Here is a 16,937-nt window from a genome sequence, read left to right as displayed (position 1 = left end):
GTCAATGTGGAAGGGCAGCAAAGTGTTGCTTTCGCCAGTGTGCATTTCCTCCAACAGTCACACGCGACAATCCGCGGCTGCGCTCAGCGGCCGTGCTCAGGGATGGCGGCCGAGGAGTGCCACCAGCCGGTCCTGCGGCACCGCGTCGTCCGGCACGTCCACCGGGGGATCGAAGATCCCGGCCTCGTGCCAGCTGCCGGCCTGCGGCGCGATGTGGTCGTAGACCGCGTCGGCGAGCTCGTCGTGCATCCGGGACGGTACGCCGATGCCCTTCGCCAGATCCCAGCCGTGCACCGCGAGGTCGGTCGTCATCTGCCAGCCGTACTCGGCGGCCGGTGTCTTCCCTCCGGTGACGTGCACGTCGCCGCGGAGGGCCCCCTTCCGGTGGAACGCGGAGCGTGAGCCGCTGCCCGCCTGCTCCCACATCGCGACCGGGGCGTCGCCGACCACGTCGCCGTCGTAGCGGTCGCCGACCTCGGCGAGCGTCTCGCCGTTCAGCAGATGCGGCGCCCAAAGGTGTTCGCCGACCAGGTGATTGACCAGGTCCCGTACGTTCCACTCGCGGCACGGCGTGGGGTCGTCCCACTGCTGTTCCCCGACTTCGTGCACGAGCCGGTCCCATTCCTTGAAGGCCGTCTCGAAGGCGTCGATCAGTTCCATGCGTCAATGGTGCGCCCGTGCGCCCGCGCGCGCGAGGGGGGATTGTGACGCACGTCTCACTGACAAGTGTCATACGGGAGGCCGTCGCCGTACGTGTACCGGATGTCCCTGCTCCGATGGAGGCAGGAACAGCGCGGTCCGCGTGGCCGCGCGCACTCGGGGGAGTGCCGGGGCGCCGGCGGTGGGGGACGTGGCCTGCGGGCCGCAGATCATCCGCCCGGCGTCCCGACACCGCGCCGCCGGCGTCAGTTGCCGTACGGCCGGGGCTTCTCCCCGTCGGCACAGAGCCGCACCTCGGTCGTGTTACGAGTACGGACACCCGGCAGCCAGCCCTCGAACCGCTTGCCGTCGCCGCCTTCGCCGGCCCTCTCCACCCGGTACCAGCGAGTGGAGGAGACGCCCTTCTCGTCCGTCACCATCTGACCGTCCGTGACCACGCAGGCCGCGGTGAGCCTGTCGCCGTGCCAGACCCGCCCCGCCGAGTTGCCGGGGTCCGCGTACAGCTCGTACGGGCTCTTCGCGACGCGCAGCGCGCACTCCAGCGTGCGCAGCTCCTGGCACGCCTTCTCGACGTTGTGCACCCGCAGCGTGATGGGGCGCGAGTCCCGCGAGTCCTCCGCCGTCCCCGAGTCCCCGGACGAGTCGGCCGAGGAACCCTGGACGGCCCCGGGCAACGTGGACGGCGACATCAGCCACCACGTACCGCAGACGACGAACACGACCGCCGCTGCGGCCACCGCGATCACCGTCATCGGCAGCGGTCGGCGGCGGCCGCCGGGCAGCTCCCGTGACGTCGCCGGCGTGACGTCCTCGCGCGGCTCACGCACCCGCTCCCACAGACCCTCCGGGGCCTCGATCACGGCGTCCGCCGCCTGCAGTTGCTCGCGGAGGGCGGTGGCCGTCTCCTCACGTCGCTCAGCACGCATGGCGTTCCCCTCCCGAGCGGTCCGGGCGGTCCGGGCGGTCCGGTCGATCTGTGCGGCCCTTGCGCTCCGACCGGCCCTGGTGCCCAGGGCGTTGGCGCAACGCGCCCCGCAGCTTGTCCAGCGCCCGTCGCCGTGTGAGAGCCACCGTCCCGCGATGCAGGCCGAGGATCTTCGCGGCCTGGTCGATGGTGTAGCCGTCCAGGTCCACGAGTACGACGACACCCGCCTGCCGTACGGTCAACTTGCGCAGCAGGCGGACCGTTTCGAGCTCCGACGCCCGCCGCTCCAGACCGCCGTCGTCCCAGTGCGCACCCGGCGGCGGAGCGGCCCCGCCCCCGCCCCTGTCCGGAAGGCCGCCCTCGCCTGTGAACTCGACGTCCGCGACGAGCACTTGACGCCGCTCCCGGCGCCAGCTGTCGCGGACGACGCTGAGGAGCGACGAGAAGGCGTACGCGTACGGCTCGGGGTGCGCGAGGAAGTTCTCGGGCCGGGCGGCCAGTTTGAGGTAGACCTCGTGCACCGCGTCCTCCGCCGACTGCCGCGATCCGGCCAGCATTGCGGCCCGCCGGTAGAGCCGGTGCAGCAGTTCGCAGAAGACGTCGTCGAACGACGGGTCGGGAGAGTGGGCGTCCTTGCCGGTGGTGGAGGAAGAAGTGACCACGTGGCCTGCGATCCTCTGTGAGTGGCCTCTTGGTGTTGTGGAGATCGGGACGTCTCGGCCGTGGGGGGATCGGCTTCGGCCGGGCCAAGCCGGGCAGTTCAGGGTCCTAGCAACGTCGGCCGGTCGCAAGTCGGTCGTGCGCCAATCGCGCGTCAATCGCCTCTGACGAGCAACTCCATCTCCGTCTCCAGGTTCCGGCGCGCCACGTGTTCCCAGCGCTCCTGCCCGTACGGGGTACGGAACAGGCGCGGCAGACCGAGGAGTTGACGCAGCACCTCCGCCCGGCCCTTGAGGAAGAGGGCGTCCGGCACGAAGCCGTACTCCTGGCGCACGGCGGCCGCGTACCGGGCGTACTCGCCGGGTGAGCCCGCCAGCACCGCGAGATCCGCGTCGCACAGCAGCTCGCCGTTGACGTCGCCGGGCGCCGGGTCGTGGCTGACGGTCAGCCGCACCAGACGGGCGACTTCGTCCGTACGGGCCTGTGACACTCCCGCCTCGGGCAGGGCGCGTTCGGCGAGGGCGGCGCTGCGTTCCTCGTTCTCGCTGCGGTCGGGGCGGTAGACGGCGTCGTGGAACCAGACGGCCAGCAGCACCGCGTCGACGTCGGCCCCGGTGGTGTGCGGGGCGAGTTCGTCGACGCGGTTGAGCACGTCAAGCAGGTGATGGACGGTGTGATAGCGGCGCTGCGGCTCCGACCAGCGTCCGATCAGGTTCCGCCCGTACGGGACCGGGTCCGGTTCGGGGCGGCCGCCACGGGCGCTGACGAGGAGAGCGTTCCAGCGTGAGAGCAGGCGGTCGCGGGTCTTCCGGTCGGGGTCGTCGTGCGCGGGGTTCGCCGGACCGGTGGACTCTGCCGGTCCGGCGGGTTCTGCCGGTCCGGTGGGTTCTGCCGGTCCCGTGGGTTCGGCCCCGGAGTCGTCGTTTGTCGCCATGGGGGCGATTGTGCCTCCGGGGCGCAATGCCGACTTCCGGTGAGGTCCCGCATGTGACACAGTACAGACATGTCTAGACCAATTTTCGGGGAAGCCGCCCTTCCGGAGCCGCCCCGCTCGGGAGCCGTACGGGCGAGGCCGGTTCTCGAAGTGATCGCCCTCGACGCGGAGGACGCACGTGCGGCGCGCGAAGGAGGCGCCGACCGCCTCGAACTGGTCACCGACATGGCCGCCGACGGGCTGACCCCCTCCCGGGAGACCTTCGCCCGCGTACGCGCCGCCGTCGACCTGCCGCTGCGGGTCATGCTGCGGGGCGGTGCCGGATTCACGGCGGGCGGCGACGCGGCGCTGGACGCGCTCTGCGCACAGGCACGGCGGCTGCGCTCCGAGGGCGCCGACGAGTTCGTGCTCGGGTTCCTCGACGAGGCGGGCGGACCGGACCTGCGCGCGATCACCGCCGTCACCGACGTGATCGACGGATGCCCCTGGACCTTCCACCGGGCCATCGACCGCGCCGCGGACCGCGAGGGCCTGCGCAAGGCGCTCGCGGATTTCGCGGACTCCACGGGGTCCGGGGACTTCGCGGACTCCACCGGGCTTGCCGACGCCGGGGAGGCGGGACGCGCGGATCGCGCCGGGCGCCGCGCGTCGGCGGTGGGACCCGGGCGCGGCCCGGACGGCTATCTGACGGCCGGTTCGCCGCATGGCGTGGACGCCGGGATGGACGTGCTGTGCGCCGAGGCCGCGCGAGCTGCCGCGGCCGAACCGGGTTACGTGCCGGGGAACATCGCCGGCGGCGGACTGCGTCTGGAGCACGTGGCCTCACTCGCCGCCGCGGGCGTCGGCGCCTTCCACATCGGCGGCACCGCCCGGCGCGGCGGCTGGTCCGGTCCCGTCGACGCCCGTCTCGTCGGTGAATGGCGCGCGGCGCTGGACAGCTGAGCGGAACGGACGTCGCCGTCCGGGGCGGCCCGGGGATCACAGCGGTGCGGTGATCGCCCACCGGTCGTGGTCGCGCCACTCGCCGTCGACGAGCTGGAAGGCGGGCGAGTGCCCTTCGTGCCGGAACCCCAGACGCTCGACGAGCCTGGACGAGCGGGTGTTCCCCGGCTGGACGTTGGCTTCGAGCCGGTGCAGCCCCAACTCCTCGAAGGCGTAACGGATCACGAGCCCCAGGCCCTCCGTCATGTAGCCGCGGCCCGTGGTGGACGCGTAGGCAACGTAGCCCAGAGCACCGCTCTGCAGGGAGCCGCGGACGATGTTGTTGATGTTGACGGAGCCGACGATCTCTCCGCTCTCGCGCAGGCAGATCACGAACCCTTCGTGGGTGGGCTGCCCGATCCTGGCGAGGTAGTCGGCGAACGCCTCAGGCGTCGTCTCCCGCTGTGGGATCCAGGGCCGGTGAAGCCCGGTGCTCCGGCGGGTCAGCGCGGTGAGCTCGTCGTAGTCCGCCGAGGCCGGGTGCCGGACGTGGACCAGGGGACCGCAGCGCAGGGCGGCCTGGCTGCGGCCCCCCGTGGAGGATGACGTCACGAGTCAGGTCACCGGCCGGTCAGGTGGGCGGAGACCTGTTGTACGTAGACCGTGTAGAGCTTGAGGGCCTTCGGAATGGCACCGGCCAGGATCGAGAGGTCGATGGTGACGTACTCGTGAGTGAGAATGTTGCGAAGCCCGGCGCTGGGGGCCAGATCTGCGGCCAGTTCTTCGGTGATCGCCCCGGTCGCTGCCGCCGCTTGGAAGGAGTCGCGGTAGGTCGAAGGTGCCTGTCCTGAAGTGGCGGCGACGATGTGGCTGTTAACGGACACGGATAGATCCACAAGCTGCGTCATGATGCGCTCGACAGCGTGGCGGACGATTCTTTCCCGGCTCAGGCGGTTCTCGTCCACCGTGCCGATGTCATCGAGGTCCTGGAGCAGGTCCCTGATGTGGCGCAGTCGCTCTTCCACGACCTCAACGTCCACGGGCCATCAGCTCCAGGTTCAGACGCCGCAGCCAGGCGGTGTCCATTCGTTCCGTGATCGCGTGCATTTGTTCGCGGGCCAGGGCGCCGGGGGTCAGTTCAACGAGCGTGATCCCGCCGACAAGTGCGCGCTCACGCGCAACGGGGCCCGCACGGCCGAGATCCATGAGATCGATGACGGTGCTCTGGGCCAGAGTGCTCAATCCGTCAAGGAATCCCAGCAGATCGGGTCGCGTTCCGTCTCGGCGGAAGAGTACGGCGATGTCGAGGTCCTGCGGCTCGGAGCCCGTACGTACCGCGCTGCCGAAGGCGACAAGGAGCTCCGCACCGAACGCGCGGCAGAGCGAATCCAGTTCGCCGTCTGCGGCTGCGACGGCGAGACGCCGCAGGGATTCCCGTGGATCGGCCATGCACACACCGTAGCCCTGGTGATGGGCCGCAACCACTCCGATTCCGGTGACGGGCCTGCGGGAGGCGCCGCCTCGGGGCGCAGCTCCCGCAGACGCGGGTCCCATGGCCTACATGGACGGCTTCAGTACGACGAAGTCCGCGCCGAACGGGTCCAGGCAGACGGCCATGCGGCCGACCCCTTCCGCGTCCTCCGGGCCCATGACCACGCGGCCGCCGAGCCCGGTGACCTTGGCGATCGTCGCGTCGCAGTCCGTGGTGTGGAAGACCGGATGCCAGAACGGGTTGCCGCCGGCCGTGGAGAGGACCTCGGCGGGGACCTGCATCAGGCCGCCGTGCATCCGTTCCTGGGGCGCGGAGGAAGGGCCGATGATCGTGTACGTGCCGGACTCCTCGCCGGGCATGGGCATGTCCGAGAAGTCCCAGCCGTACAGCCCCTTGTAGAAGTCCTTCGCCCGGGCCGAATCGCTGGTGTACAGCTCGACCCACATCAGCGAGCCGGGCTCGTCCACCTTCTCCAGGCCGGCCGTCTTGCCCGGCTGCCAGGCGCCGAACTGGGCGCCCTGCGGATCGGTGAACTGCGCCATGCGGCCTTGGTCGTTGACGTCGAACGGGTCGACCCGCACCGTGCCTCCGGTCTCGCGGACCTTCGCGGCGGCCGCTTCCACGTCGGGAGTGCTGAAGTAGATCATCCAGGCCGAGCGGGCGTCCTCGTCGAGCGGGCCGAGTGCCGCGACGTTCCTCCCGTCGGACTTGAAGAAGCCGAACTCCTCCTCGCCCGATCCGAACGGCTGGAACGTCCAGCCGAACACCCCGCCGTAGAAGGTCTTCGCGGCGGCGGAATCCCGCACGCCCAGGTCGAGCCAGCACGGGGAGCCCACGGAAAAGTCAGTGGTGATCATGGTGATTCCCTTCGGAGGTCCCTGACAAGGATCAGACTCCCACCGCCCACTGACACTCGCTCGCCGAGCAGCCGGCCGACGGCCCGTGACCGGCGCGGATGACCGGCAGTCACCCCCGGCTCACCGCGCGCCGGGCCCCTCCGTGCTCTCGCGTGGCTGGAGCACCGTGCGCAGAACCACCGTCTGCAGCGGCTTGCCGGACCCCGCCAGCCGGTCCTGCAGTAGTGCGGCGGCCGAGGCGCCCAGGTCGTACGAGGGCAGCTGGACGGTGGTGAGCGGCGGCCTGACCAGCGAGGCCCAGGGGACGTCGCCGAAGGAGAGAATGCCGAACTCCGGTGGCTCGATGCCCGATTCGCGCAGCGCCTTGAGGGCGCCGACCGTCATCAGGTTGTTGGCGACGAACACGGCGTCCGGGGGCGTACGGAGCGAGAGCAGTTCGCGCATGGCCGCGTGGCCCCCGTCGACACGGAAGTCGGCGTGCCGGGTGTGGGCCCGGGTCCAGTCGTCCGGGACGCCGGCCTCGTGCATCGCGGCGCGGTAGCCGGCGAGGCGGTCCTCCGAGGTGGAGGCGCCGGCGGGCCCGGTGATGCAGGCGACCCGCTCGTAGCCGCGTTCGAGGAGGTGGGCGGTGGCGTCCTCGCCGCCGTGCTGGTTGTCGACCATCACCGCGTCGACCTCGGCCGCGCGCGGGCGCCGGTCGACGGCGACGACGGGCATGCCGCGGGCGGCGAGCGCGGAGAGGTCGGTGCGCCGGCGGGAGGCAGCGGCGACGATCACGCCGGCCATCTGCTCGGCGACTGCGATGTCGAGGTAACGGCGCTCCTTCTCGACGTCCTCGTCCGTGTTGCAGAGCACCACGGAGAGGTTGGTGCGCTGGGCGACGTCCTCGACGCCGCGGGCGAGCGAGGTGAAGAACGGGTTCTCGATGTCCGGGATGAGCAGGCCGATGACGCTGGCGCGCTGCATGCGCAGCGAGCGCGCGACCCGGTTCGGTGAGAAGCCGAGGTCGGCTGCCGCCTTGCGGACCCGGTCGGCCCGTTCCGCGGTGACGCGGCCGCCGTTGAAGACCCGGGAGACGGTCGCGGGGGAGACCCCGGCGGCCCGCGCCACGTCGCTGATGGTTGCCACCGGGTCTCCTTCGTACGCTGCGCACCGGCTGCGGGGGCCGCTGTGCCCAACCTCTTCACACGTTTCCGCAGTGAACCCTACTTTCGCGTGAAATGGATTTCAAAGAATCGTCGAAGCAGACCGAAAGCCCCCCAGCAGGTCCCGGCTGCCGACGCCATCCCCTTGCCATGTGGTCCGGGCGTCGCAGCGAGGATTGAGAGATCGATTTCACCACCTGGGTCCAGCCGGTACGTACGGCGTCTTCTACCTCCCGGCCGGCGGCGCGTCCGTGCAACACCTCGCCGAACCGGGTGAGATGACCTTCGCACGGCTGACAAGGCTGGACGGCGCGTACCGTATGCACGTCATGCACGGCGCCTTCGACCACTACGACGACGAGACCAACGAGCGCATGATGCGCGCCTCCACCTGGGAATGGCCGCACGCCTTCGCGTCGCTCGGCTGCGAGGCGGAGGAGTTCCTCCCCAGGTTCGGCGCCAACCACATCCACGCGGTGCCCGGCGACCACGTCGCCGAGCTGCGCGCCGTGTGCGGTCAACTCGGCATCACATACGACGGGTTCGGAGACGCCGCCTGATGACACTTCTGCTCGGGATCGACATCGGAACCGCCAGTTCCAAGGGCGTACTCACGCGCGACGACGGGCAGCTCGTCTCCCAGGCAGTGCGCGAGCACCGCACGTCGAGCCCCCGGCCGGGCCATGTCGAGCACGACGCGGAGGAGGTGTGGTGGCGGGACTTCACCGGGATTGCGGCCGAACTCCTCGCCGGCGCACCGTCCGGGGAGCGCCTCGCGGGCGTGGGCGTCAGCGGAATCGGGCCGTGCCTGCTGCCCGCCGGCGATGACGACTCGCCGCTGCGCCCGGCGATCCTCTACGGCGTCGACACCCGCGCGGGCGACCAGGTGGCCGAACTGACCGCCCGCTACGGCCAGGACGAGATCATGCGGCGCTGCGGGTCCGCGCTGACCAGTCAGGCCCTCGGCCCCAAGTTCGCCTGGGTGCGGCAGCGCGAACCCGGCGTGTACGGGCGCATGCGCCGCTGGTACATGGCCAGTTCGTTCCTCGTGCGCCGCCTCACCGGCGCGTACGTCCTCGACCACCACTCCGCCAGCCAGTGCGACCCGCTCTACGGCATGCGGGACGGCGGATGGATCGAGGAGTGGTGCGATGACGTGGCACCGGGCCTGGAGTGGCCCGAACTGGTGTGGCCGGCGCAGGTGGCGGGCGAGGTGACCGCCGAAGCGGCCGCCGCCACCGGCATCCCCGCCGGCACTCCCGTCGTGGCGGGCACGATCGACGCCTGGGCGGAGTCGGCCGCGGCCGGCGCGACCGGCCCGGGCGACCTGATGCTGATGTACGGGACGACGATGTTCCTGGTCGACGTCGTCCGAGAGCCGGCCGTCGACCCCCGGCTGTGGTCCACGGCCGGAGCCTTCGAGGGGACGTCCTGCCTGGCGGGCGGCATGGCCACCTCCGGTGCGGTCACGGCCTGGCTCCGCGACCTGACCGGCACGGGCTACGGCACGCTCACCGAGGAGGCGGCGGCGCTGCCGCCGGGCGCCGAAGGGCTGCTGATGCTCCCGTACTTCGCGGGGGAGCGCTCACCGCTCTTCGACCCCGACGCGCGCGGTGTCGTCGCCGGCCTGACCCTCCGGCACGGCCGCGCCCACCTCTACCGGGCAGCCCTGGAGGCCACGGCCTTCGGCGTACGGCACAACCTGGCGGCGATGCGCGAGGCGGGCGGCGACCTGCGGCGGCTGGTGGCGGTCGGCGGCGGCGCGCGGGAGCTGTGGACGCAGATCGTCTCGGACGTGACGGGCCTGGAGCAGTCGGTGCCGCGCCACACCGTCGGCGCTGCGTACGGTGACGCCTTCCTGGCAGCCGTCGGCACGGGCCTCGCCCGGCGCGAGGACATCGCCGAGTGGAACCCGGTGACCTCGACGGTCCTGCCGGACCCCGCACGCGGCCGTGTCTACGACGAGCTCTACGAGCACTACCTCGCGCTCTACACATCCACGCGCGCGACGGCCCACGCGCTGGCGGCGCGGCAGCACGCCGACGGCTGAAGACGGGGGTTCACCGCCGACCGCCGACCGCCGACCGCCGTCCGGCCGACGGCTCAAGTGGCCTGCCACGGCCCGGCGTCACGGGGCGCGGACCCCGTCAGTCGCGGCGCTCGATGCGGCCCTCCGTGACGAGCGCGTCCACGGCCTCCTCGATCGCTTCGAGCGCGGTGAAACGCGGCCGGTGGCCGAGCAGCCTGCCTGCCTTCTCCATGCTCCGGTGCGGGCTGTGCGCGATGTGGCTGTACGTCGCCTCGGCGTCCGCCTCGTCGACCGTGGCGCGCCACTGCTCCCACGGCACGAACTTGAGCCGGGGCTCCTGCCCGAACCATCCGGCGACGGCCTCCGCGTAGCCGCGAAGCGTCACGGCCGTGGGCGCGACGGCGTGGAAGCTCTCGCCGACTGCCGCCGAACGATTCGCGATCGCCGCCGTGAAGACCTGTGCGACGTCGTCCGCGTGTACGTGATGGAGGGTCTCCAACCCCAGGTTCGGAAGGGCGACTTCGGCCCCGTCTGCGAGGGTCTGGAACACACCCGGGTTCAGATTCCCGGCCGGATTGACCGGCACCCAGCCGGGCCCTGTGATGTGGCCCGGGTGCACGACCGTCGCCGGAAAGCCGTTCCGGCGTGCCTGGTCCAGCAGATACGCCTCGATCGCCGCCTTGCCCCGGCCGTACTCCTCCAGAGGCCGCCTCGGCTCGGACTCGGGCGCGGGGACCTGTCCGCTCGGCCCGTACACCCAGATCGTCCCGCAGTGCAGGAAGTGCTGTACGCGCCCGGCGAGCGCCTCGACCAGGTGACGTGCGCTCTCCTCGCGGAAGCAGATCATGTCGATGACGACGTCCGCGCCCAGCGCGGCGATCGCGGGCCCGAACGACCCGTCTGCCTCCGCCGCCTCGCGGTCGGTCACCATCCTCGTGACGCGCCTCCACGCACCATGCGGACGGTACGGCTCCCGTTGCCCCCGGCTGACGACGACGACATCGTGGCCCTCCTCGACCAGACGTGGAACGAGGAAGGAGCCGACATGTCCGCTGCCGCCGAGCACCGCGACCTTCATGCGTCGCGCCGCCCGTCCACGGGGAAGACGAAGCCGCGCATGGGACGGCCGTCGTGCCGGCCGGGAGTCTGCGGCGGGCCGCCGCGGGCTTCGTCTTGCGTCACGGGGCGCCCTTCCAGCCCGCGCTCTTGGGCTTGGGGATGGGAGTGACGGGACCGTTCGGCCCGCCGCTGTGCTGACAGTCTGCCGCGACAGAGCCGGCGTTGTCTGCCGGAGCGGTCCACCGTTCGGGCGCGGCCCCGCCCTCACACCCACTCAGCCCTGCAGCACCAGCGCCCACGCCAAGCAGCCGAACGCCGCCGCGTTGACCGCCGTGCGGACCGTGTTCCAGCGGACCCAGGAACGCTCGAACTCGGCCCGCAGCGCCGCGAGTCCGGCGTCGTCCTCGGGTCGCCCCCCGGCGTCGAGCCTGTTGTTGAGCGGCACGTTGAAGCGCATCGTGATGACGAGGACGGCCGAATACAGCACGAGCGCCGCCACCGTCCACGCCGCCCCCGTACCGCCGCCGCCGGCGAACTGCAGCGCCGCGGCGGCGGCCGTCAGCACCAGCGATCCGAGGAAGAGGAGCATGAACCAGCCGTTGATGATGGCCGTGTTGATCCGCTGCATCGTCTCGACGAACGTACGGTCCGCGGACCGCGCCAGCCCCGGCATGACCGCGCAGGCGAAGCCGTAGTACAGGCCCGCGCTCAGACCCGTGGTCAGCGTGGCGGCGACCAGCGTCCCCGCCTGGATCTCCTGCAACACGGCTGCCTCCGCTCTCGGGCTCTCAGGATGACAGGGGTTCCGGCAGCGGTGCCGAATGCAGCACCGCGAGGCCGGAGACCGCACGCGTGAGGCAGACGTACAGGCGGCGCAGGCCGGTGCGGGTGCCGGGTTCGGCGGCGGCGATCGCGGTGGGCTCGTCCAGTACGACGTGGTCGTACTCCAGCCCCTTGGCGAGTGTCGCCGGGACCAGCGTGAGCCGGGAGCCCTCGCTCGTCTCAGCGCCCGGCGCGAGATGGGACAGGCCCGCTGCCTCCAGGGCGCGCGTCAGCGCGGGCACCCGGGCGTCCGCCGCGATCAGGCCGACCGAGCCCTCGCGCCGCAGCGCCGCACGGCAGGCTTCGACGACCGCGGCGTCCAACTCCCCGCGCGCGCAGGCACGTACGGAGAAGTCGCCGGGCGACTCGCGGACCGACGTGGCCTCGCGCAGATCCGGTGCGATGCGGGGCAGCAGCCTGGACGCGTACGCGATGACCTGACGCGGCACACGGAAGCCGAGCGTCAACTCCTCGACGGCCGCACCCGGTTTGCCCAGATGGTGCAGCGCCTCCTCCCAACTCGGCGTCGACCAGGGTGTCGTGCCCTGAGCGATGTCGCCGAGCACGGTCACCGATCCGGTCGAGCAGCGGCGGCCGACCGCCCTGTACTCCATCGGGGAGAGGTCCTGCGCCTCGTCGAGTACGACATGCCCCAGCGAGGGCGTGCGGCTGACCAAGTCGCGGGCCTCGTCGACGAGTACGGCGTCGGCCGCCGTCCATGGCGCCGACCCGGGACCGCGCGCCGGCTTCGCCCACAGCACCGCCCGCTGCTCCTCCTCCGTGAGCACGCCCTCGGCCTGCTCCGCGAGGAACGCGGGATCGGACAGCAGCCGCAGCACCAGCTTCGCCGGATCCCACGCCGGCCAGCAGGACTTCACCACCGCCTTCACCGCCGCGTTCCGCGCCACTGCGTCCTGCACCCGGTCGTCCGGAGCCTCGCCCGCCTGCTCCATGCGCACCAGCACCGCGTGCGCGATGCGCTGCGGCAGGGCCTCGCGTGCCGCCCCGTACCGCATGTCGCGGGCCAGCAACTCCCCGATCAGCTCCGCCAGTTCGTCCGCCTGTACCCGCCAGCGGCGTGAGCCCCGCACCACCACGCACGGCTCCTGCGGCATCCTCACCCCGGAGCGCAGTGCGCGCCGCAGCACCCTCGCCATGCGGGCGTCGCCCTTGATGCGGGCGGCCTCGGGCCCGTCCTCGCCCCGTACGGGGACGTGGGCGACCAGACCGGCGACCGTCGTCTGCCGCACCGACATCTCCCCGAGCGCCGGCAGCACCTGCGCGATGTAGTGCAGGAACGAGGAGTTGGGGCCGACGACGAGCGTGCCGGTGCGGGAGAGCCGCTCCCGGTGCGTGTAGAGGAGATACGCGACGCGGTGCAGGCCCACGGCCGTCTTGCCGGTGCCCGGCGCGCCCTGCACGCACAGGGAGCCCTCGACCCCGGCCCGTACGATCTCGTCCTGCTCGGGCTGGATCGTCGCGACGATGTCCCGCATCGGACCGACGCGGGGGCGTTCGATCTCCGCCTGGAGCAGCTTGGAAGTTCTCCCCGGGCCCGCGTCGCCCGTGGCGGTGAGATGTTCGTCCTCGTACGCCGTCAGCTCGCCGGCCGCGAAGCCGAACCGGCGGCGCAGCGCGACGTCCTGAGGGTCCATCTTCGACGCCCGGTAGAAGGGCTGTGAGACCGGCGCCCGCCAGTCGATCACCATCGGATCGCCCTCCGCGTCGTGGACGTGGCGGCGGCCGATGTAGAAGGTACGGGCGGGCGTCGCGGCCGTTTCGTAGTCGAGGCGGCCGAAGAAGAGCGGGGTGTGGGCGAGGTCGGCGAGGGATCTGACGCGTGCGTCGATCCCGGCGCGCAGCACCTCAGCGTTCACCCAGTTGGCGGCGACATCGGTGATGTCGAGGGCCTCCGCGTCCTCGCGCATGGCGCGCAGCGCGGCGCGGGAGGCCGCCAGATGGGCCCGTTCGTCGTCGAGGGGGTTGCGGGCGTGACCGGGGACGGAATGGGCAGGGGCGGACACGGGTTTGCCTCCGGGCGGGATGCGCTTGGTGAAGCGTCTCGTGAGGGTCCCTCGCGAAGACGCCATGTCGAGGACGCCTTGCAGGGACGCTTCGTGAGGTCGCTCCGTGAGGAACGGAAGGCCGACCGGTTTCCGAGCGGTCGGGGGTCCTCCCCGGACCGGGAGGCGGCAGACGCGGAAGCCTAGCTCCGCGGCAGTGCAGGGGGCCAATGGATTTCCCGCCGGCACGGGCAAGCACAATCACGGGGGACGACAGGACCGAAGAACCGAAGAACCGAAGTACCGGAAGACGGACCGACGTACCGAAGTACCGGATGATCGACGACCGGACCGGAGCGGAGAGGCGGCGCGGTGACTCGCGGGACAAGGGGGGAGCGGGCGGCTGCCGCACTGCTCGTGCTGTCGCTGACCGCGCTGGCGGTGCTGTGCGTCGTCGAGCGCTTCCCCATGGCGGATCTTCTGGTCTACCGGGCGGAGGGCGAAGCCGTTGTGAACGGGAGCGACCTCTACGGCTTCACCGTCACCGAATGGGATCTCCCGGCGACGTATCCGCCGTTCGCCGCCCTGCTGTTCGTACCGACCGTGTGGCTCTCCCCGGCGGTCGCCAAGGCCCTCTTCCTCGCCGGCAACGCGGCCCTTCTCGCGCTCCTCGTCCACCTCTCCCTGCGCATGGCGGACGACCTGCCGGGTGCGGCGCGCCTGCCCGGCGCGGAGGGCCGATGGAGCGGGCGCGGCCGCGGGTGGAGCCGTCCCGCCGTCGTGCTCGCCGCGACCGCCGCCGCGCTGTGGCTGGAGCCCGTCTTCCAGACGCTCGTCTTCGGGCAGATCAACCTGCTGCTCGTCTGCCTCGTGATGTGGGACCTGGGACGCCCCGACGGCGCACGCGCCAAGGGCCTCGCCATCGGCATCGCCTCGGGCATCAAGCTCACACCGGCGGTCTTCGCCGTCCACCTTCTGCTGACGGGGCGTGTACGGGCCGGGCTCACGGCGCTCGCGGGCTTCGCCGGCACGGTCGCGGCGGGAGCGCTCGTACTGCCGTCCGCCAGCTGGGAGTTCTTCACGCGGCGGGTCTTCGAGACGGCCCGGGTCGGCAAGGCGTGGATCGTCGACAACCAGTCCCTGCAGGGCGTCGCCGCGCGGCTCGCGCACACCGCCGAGCCGGGTCTGCTGTGGGTGCTGCCCGCCGTCGTCGTCGCCGTGGCGGGGCTGATGCTGGCACGCCGTGTGCACGTGCGGCACGGCCAGCCCGGCTGGTCGGTCATGGTCAGCGCGTTCACGGCGCTGCTCGTCTCCCCGATCAGCTGGTCGCACCACTGGGTGTGGTGCGTGCCGCTGCTCGTGCTGCTCGCGGCGGAGCGGGCGCGCCTGGGCGCGGGCCAGGGCCTCGTGCTGGCGGTGGCGGCGGTCTTCTCGGCGCGCACGCTGTGGCTCGTACCGAAGCACGGGGCCGACGACTTGAGACTCCAGTGGTGGATGCAGCCCTTGGCCTCGCCCTATGCGCTGCTGACGCTGGGGCTGCTGGCAGCGGCGGCCGTCCGCTGCTACTCGGTCTCGCTGTCGGGCGCGGCCTCCGGCTGGGCCGTGAGCAGGTCCTGGGAGTCGACGATGCGGTAGGCGTAGCCCTGCTCGGCCAGGAACCGCTGCCTGTGGGCGGCGAAGTCCTGGTCGACGGTGTCGCGGGCGACGACCGAGTAGAAGCGCGCCTCGTGGCCGTCGGCCTTGGGGCGGAGAATGCGGCCGAGCCGCTGTGCCTCCTCCTGCCGTGAGCCGAAGGTGCCGGACACCTGGATGGCGACGGTCGCCTCGGGCAGGTCGACGGAGAAGTTGGCGACCTTGGAGACGACGAGCGTGCTCAACTCCCCCTCGCGGAAGGCGTTGAAGAGCTTCTCGCGCTGCTTGTTCGTGGTGTCGCCCTTGATGACGGGTGCGCCGATGTGTTCGCCGAGTTCGTCGAGCTGGTCGATGTACTGGCCGATCACCAGGGTCTGTTCGCCCTCGTGCCGCCTCACCAGCGCCTCGGTCACGCGCCGTTTGCTGTCGGTGGTGGCGCAGAAGCGGTACTTCTCCTCCGTCTCGGCCGTCGCGTACGCGAGCCGTTCCGAGTCGGTGAGGCTGACGCGCACCTCCACGCAGTCGGCGGGCGCGATGTAGCCCTGCGACTCGATCTCCTTCCACGGCGCGTCGAAACGCTTGGGCCCGATGAGGGAGAAGACGTCGGACTCGCGGCCGTCCTCGCGTACGAGCGTCGCGGTCAGGCCGAGACGGCGGCGGGCCTGGAGGTCCGCGGTGAACTTGAAGACGGGCGCGGGCAGCAGATGCACCTCGTCGTAGACGATCAGGCCCCAGTCGCGGGAGTCGAACAGCTCCAGGTGCGGGTAGATGCCCTTCCGCTTCGTCGTCACCACCTGGTACGTGGCGATCGTGACGGGACGGATCTCCTTGCGGGTGCCGCTGTACTCGCCGATCTCGTCCTCGGTCAGCGACGTACGCCGTACCAGCTCCGACTTCCACTGCCGGGCCGCGACGGTGTTGGTGACCAGGATCAGCGTCGTCGCCTGCGCCCGCGCCATCGCCCCGGCGCCCACCAGCGTCTTGCCGGCGCCGCAGGGCAGCACGACGACGCCCGAGCCGCCGTGCCAGAAGCCCTCGACGGCCTGCTGCTGGTACGGGCGCATCGACCACTCGTCCTCCTCCAGGCCGATGGGATGCGCCTCACCGTCCACGTAACCGGCCAGGTCTTCGGCGGGCCAGCCCAGCTTCAGCAGGATCTGCTTGATCTGGCCGCGCTCCGAGGGGTGTACGACGACGGTGTCCGCGTCGATGCGCTCACCGGTGAGCGGCTGGATCTTCTTCGACCGCAGGACCTCCTCCAGCACCGGCCGGTCGCTGGTCTCCAGGACCAGGCCGTGGGTGGGGTGCTTGAGCAGCCGCAGCCGCCCGTAGCGGGCCATCGTCTCGGCGACGTCGACGAGCAGGGCGTGCGGCACGGGGTAGCGGGCGTGCGCGACGAGCGCGTCGACGACCTGCTCGGCGTCGTGCCCGGCGGCGCGCGCGTTCCACAGGCCGAGCGGCGTGAGCCGGTAGGTGTGGATGTGCTCGGGTGCCCGCTCCAGCTCGGCGAAGGGAGCGATGGCGCGGCGGCACTCGTCCGCCTGTTCGTGATCGACCTCCAGCAGCAGCGTCTTGTCGCTCTGGACGATCAGGGGGCCACCGTTCACGCGTCTTTCCTCCGTCTCGCGGTGCGGTGCGGTGCGGACGCATCCGGATGCGCTGGGGCGTCTCCGGTACGACCGGGTCAAACGTCCAGTGTGCCGCATGGGTCCGATCGGGGGCTGTGGAGCTGCGGTGGAGGAGCGCGCACGGGCAGCCCGCGCGCGCCGGCGCCCGCCCGCGGGCGGGGCCGCGGGCG

17 protein-coding genes are annotated in these 16,937 nt (G+C 71.7%); 4 read left to right on the top strand and 13 right to left on the bottom strand.

The features are described from left to right. Positions 1-96 precede the first annotated feature (96 nt). The 4 genes from AN215_RS09440 to AN215_RS09425 all read right to left on the bottom strand — a co-directional run bounded on the left by AN215_RS09440 (position 97) and on the right by AN215_RS09425 (position 3,179). Positions 97-660 carry a TIGR03086 family metal-binding protein gene (locus AN215_RS09440; protein WP_070013047.1) on the bottom strand — a complete coding sequence of 188 codons (564 nt, stop codon included), beginning with the start codon at positions 658-660 and terminating at the stop codon, positions 97-99. Between the two features lie 245 nt (positions 661-905). Then, entirely contained in the window at positions 906-1,586 is a 681-nt protein-coding gene (locus AN215_RS09435; RefSeq protein ID WP_070013048.1) for a hypothetical protein, read from the bottom strand. Then, entirely contained in the window at positions 1,576-2,247 is a 672-nt protein-coding gene (locus AN215_RS09430) for an RNA polymerase sigma factor (RefSeq protein WP_070013049.1), read from the bottom strand. The genes AN215_RS09435 and AN215_RS09430 overlap by 11 nt, the downstream gene beginning before the upstream one ends. A 152-nt stretch (positions 2,248-2,399) precedes the next feature. Then, on the bottom strand, positions 2,400-3,179 hold the full coding sequence (locus tag AN215_RS09425) for an HD domain-containing protein (RefSeq protein WP_245694365.1): 780 nt from the start codon (positions 3,177-3,179) through the stop codon (positions 2,400-2,402). Between the two features lie 69 nt (positions 3,180-3,248). Between AN215_RS09425 and AN215_RS09420 the strand changes: the two genes are divergently transcribed. Beyond that, positions 3,249-4,121 carry a copper homeostasis protein CutC gene (locus AN215_RS09420; RefSeq protein WP_079122847.1) on the top strand — a complete coding sequence of 291 codons (873 nt, stop codon included), beginning with the start codon at positions 3,249-3,251 and terminating at the stop codon, positions 4,119-4,121. A gap of 36 nt (positions 4,122-4,157) precedes the next feature. Here the strand turns inward: AN215_RS09420 and AN215_RS09415 are convergent, their stop codons facing one another. From AN215_RS09415 to AN215_RS09395, 5 genes are all read right to left on the bottom strand, one after another. Continuing rightward, the gene (locus AN215_RS09415; RefSeq protein ID WP_245694364.1) at positions 4,158-4,712 is read right to left on the bottom strand and encodes a GNAT family N-acetyltransferase; all 555 of its coding nucleotides are present in this window, start codon (positions 4,710-4,712) and stop codon (positions 4,158-4,160) included. Positions 4,713-4,720: 8 nt separating this feature from the next. Further along, positions 4,721-5,140 carry a type VII toxin-antitoxin system HepT family RNase toxin gene (gene hepT / locus AN215_RS09410; protein WP_070013051.1) on the bottom strand — a complete coding sequence of 140 codons (420 nt, stop codon included), beginning with the start codon at positions 5,138-5,140 and terminating at the stop codon, positions 4,721-4,723. Further along, complete coding sequence (locus AN215_RS09405) at positions 5,130-5,549, bottom strand: nucleotidyltransferase domain-containing protein (protein ID WP_070013052.1); 420 nt, start codon at positions 5,547-5,549, stop codon at positions 5,130-5,132. Before AN215_RS09405 ends, hepT begins: the two co-directional genes overlap by 11 nt. Before the next feature lie 108 nt (positions 5,550-5,657). After that, on the bottom strand, positions 5,658-6,449 hold the full coding sequence (locus tag AN215_RS09400) for a VOC family protein (RefSeq protein ID WP_070013053.1): 792 nt from the start codon (positions 6,447-6,449) through the stop codon (positions 5,658-5,660). A gap of 120 nt (positions 6,450-6,569) precedes the next feature. Then, positions 6,570-7,577 carry a LacI family DNA-binding transcriptional regulator gene (locus tag AN215_RS09395; RefSeq protein ID WP_070013054.1) on the bottom strand — a complete coding sequence of 336 codons (1,008 nt, stop codon included), beginning with the start codon at positions 7,575-7,577 and terminating at the stop codon, positions 6,570-6,572. A gap of 193 nt (positions 7,578-7,770) precedes the next feature. On the opposite strand from AN215_RS09395, the gene AN215_RS09390 reads away from it, so the two are divergent. Beyond that, positions 7,771-8,154 carry a hypothetical protein gene (locus tag AN215_RS09390; RefSeq protein ID WP_245694363.1) on the top strand — a complete coding sequence of 128 codons (384 nt, stop codon included), beginning with the start codon at positions 7,771-7,773 and terminating at the stop codon, positions 8,152-8,154. Further along, positions 8,154-9,644: an FGGY-family carbohydrate kinase gene (locus tag AN215_RS09385; RefSeq protein WP_070013056.1), complete on the top strand. Its 1,491-nt coding sequence runs from the start codon at positions 8,154-8,156 to the stop codon at positions 9,642-9,644. Before AN215_RS09390 ends, AN215_RS09385 begins: the two co-directional genes overlap by 1 nt. Positions 9,645-9,741: 97 nt before the next feature. Here AN215_RS09385 and AN215_RS09380 read toward each other — a convergent pair whose 3' ends face one another. The 3 genes from AN215_RS09380 to AN215_RS09370 form a co-directional block, all read right to left on the bottom strand. Beyond that, positions 9,742-10,701 carry an NAD-dependent epimerase/dehydratase family protein gene (locus AN215_RS09380; RefSeq protein ID WP_070013057.1) on the bottom strand — a complete coding sequence of 320 codons (960 nt, stop codon included), beginning with the start codon at positions 10,699-10,701 and terminating at the stop codon, positions 9,742-9,744. A 255-nt stretch (positions 10,702-10,956) separates the two neighbouring features. Further along, positions 10,957-11,448 carry an anthrone oxygenase family protein gene (locus tag AN215_RS09375; RefSeq protein ID WP_338057915.1) on the bottom strand — a complete coding sequence of 164 codons (492 nt, stop codon included), beginning with the start codon at positions 11,446-11,448 and terminating at the stop codon, positions 10,957-10,959. Positions 11,449-11,470: 22 nt separating this feature from the next. Then, positions 11,471-13,594 carry a HelD family protein gene (locus AN215_RS09370; RefSeq protein ID WP_079122845.1) on the bottom strand — a complete coding sequence of 708 codons (2,124 nt, stop codon included), beginning with the start codon at positions 13,592-13,594 and terminating at the stop codon, positions 11,471-11,473. Positions 13,595-13,918: 324 nt separating this feature from the next. Here AN215_RS09370 and AN215_RS09365 point away from each other — a divergent pair, with 324 nt between their 5' ends. Next, on the top strand, positions 13,919-15,142 hold the full coding sequence (locus AN215_RS09365; RefSeq protein ID WP_079122996.1) for a glycosyltransferase 87 family protein: 1,224 nt from the start codon (positions 13,919-13,921) through the stop codon (positions 15,140-15,142). Here the strand turns inward: AN215_RS09365 and AN215_RS09360 are convergent. Beyond that, positions 15,070-16,746: a DNA repair helicase XPB gene (locus AN215_RS09360; RefSeq protein WP_070013060.1), complete on the bottom strand. Its 1,677-nt coding sequence runs from the start codon at positions 16,744-16,746 to the stop codon at positions 15,070-15,072. The two genes, AN215_RS09365 and AN215_RS09360, sit on opposite strands and share 73 nt — an antisense overlap. Between the last annotated feature and the right edge of the window lie 191 nt (positions 16,747-16,937).

Origin of the sequence: Streptomyces abyssalis, assembly GCF_001751365.1 — a bacterium.
GTDB classification, from domain to species: Bacteria; Actinomycetota; Actinomycetes; order Streptomycetales; family Streptomycetaceae; genus Streptomyces; species Streptomyces abyssalis.
This window is presented reverse-complemented; position numbering and strand designations above follow the sequence as displayed.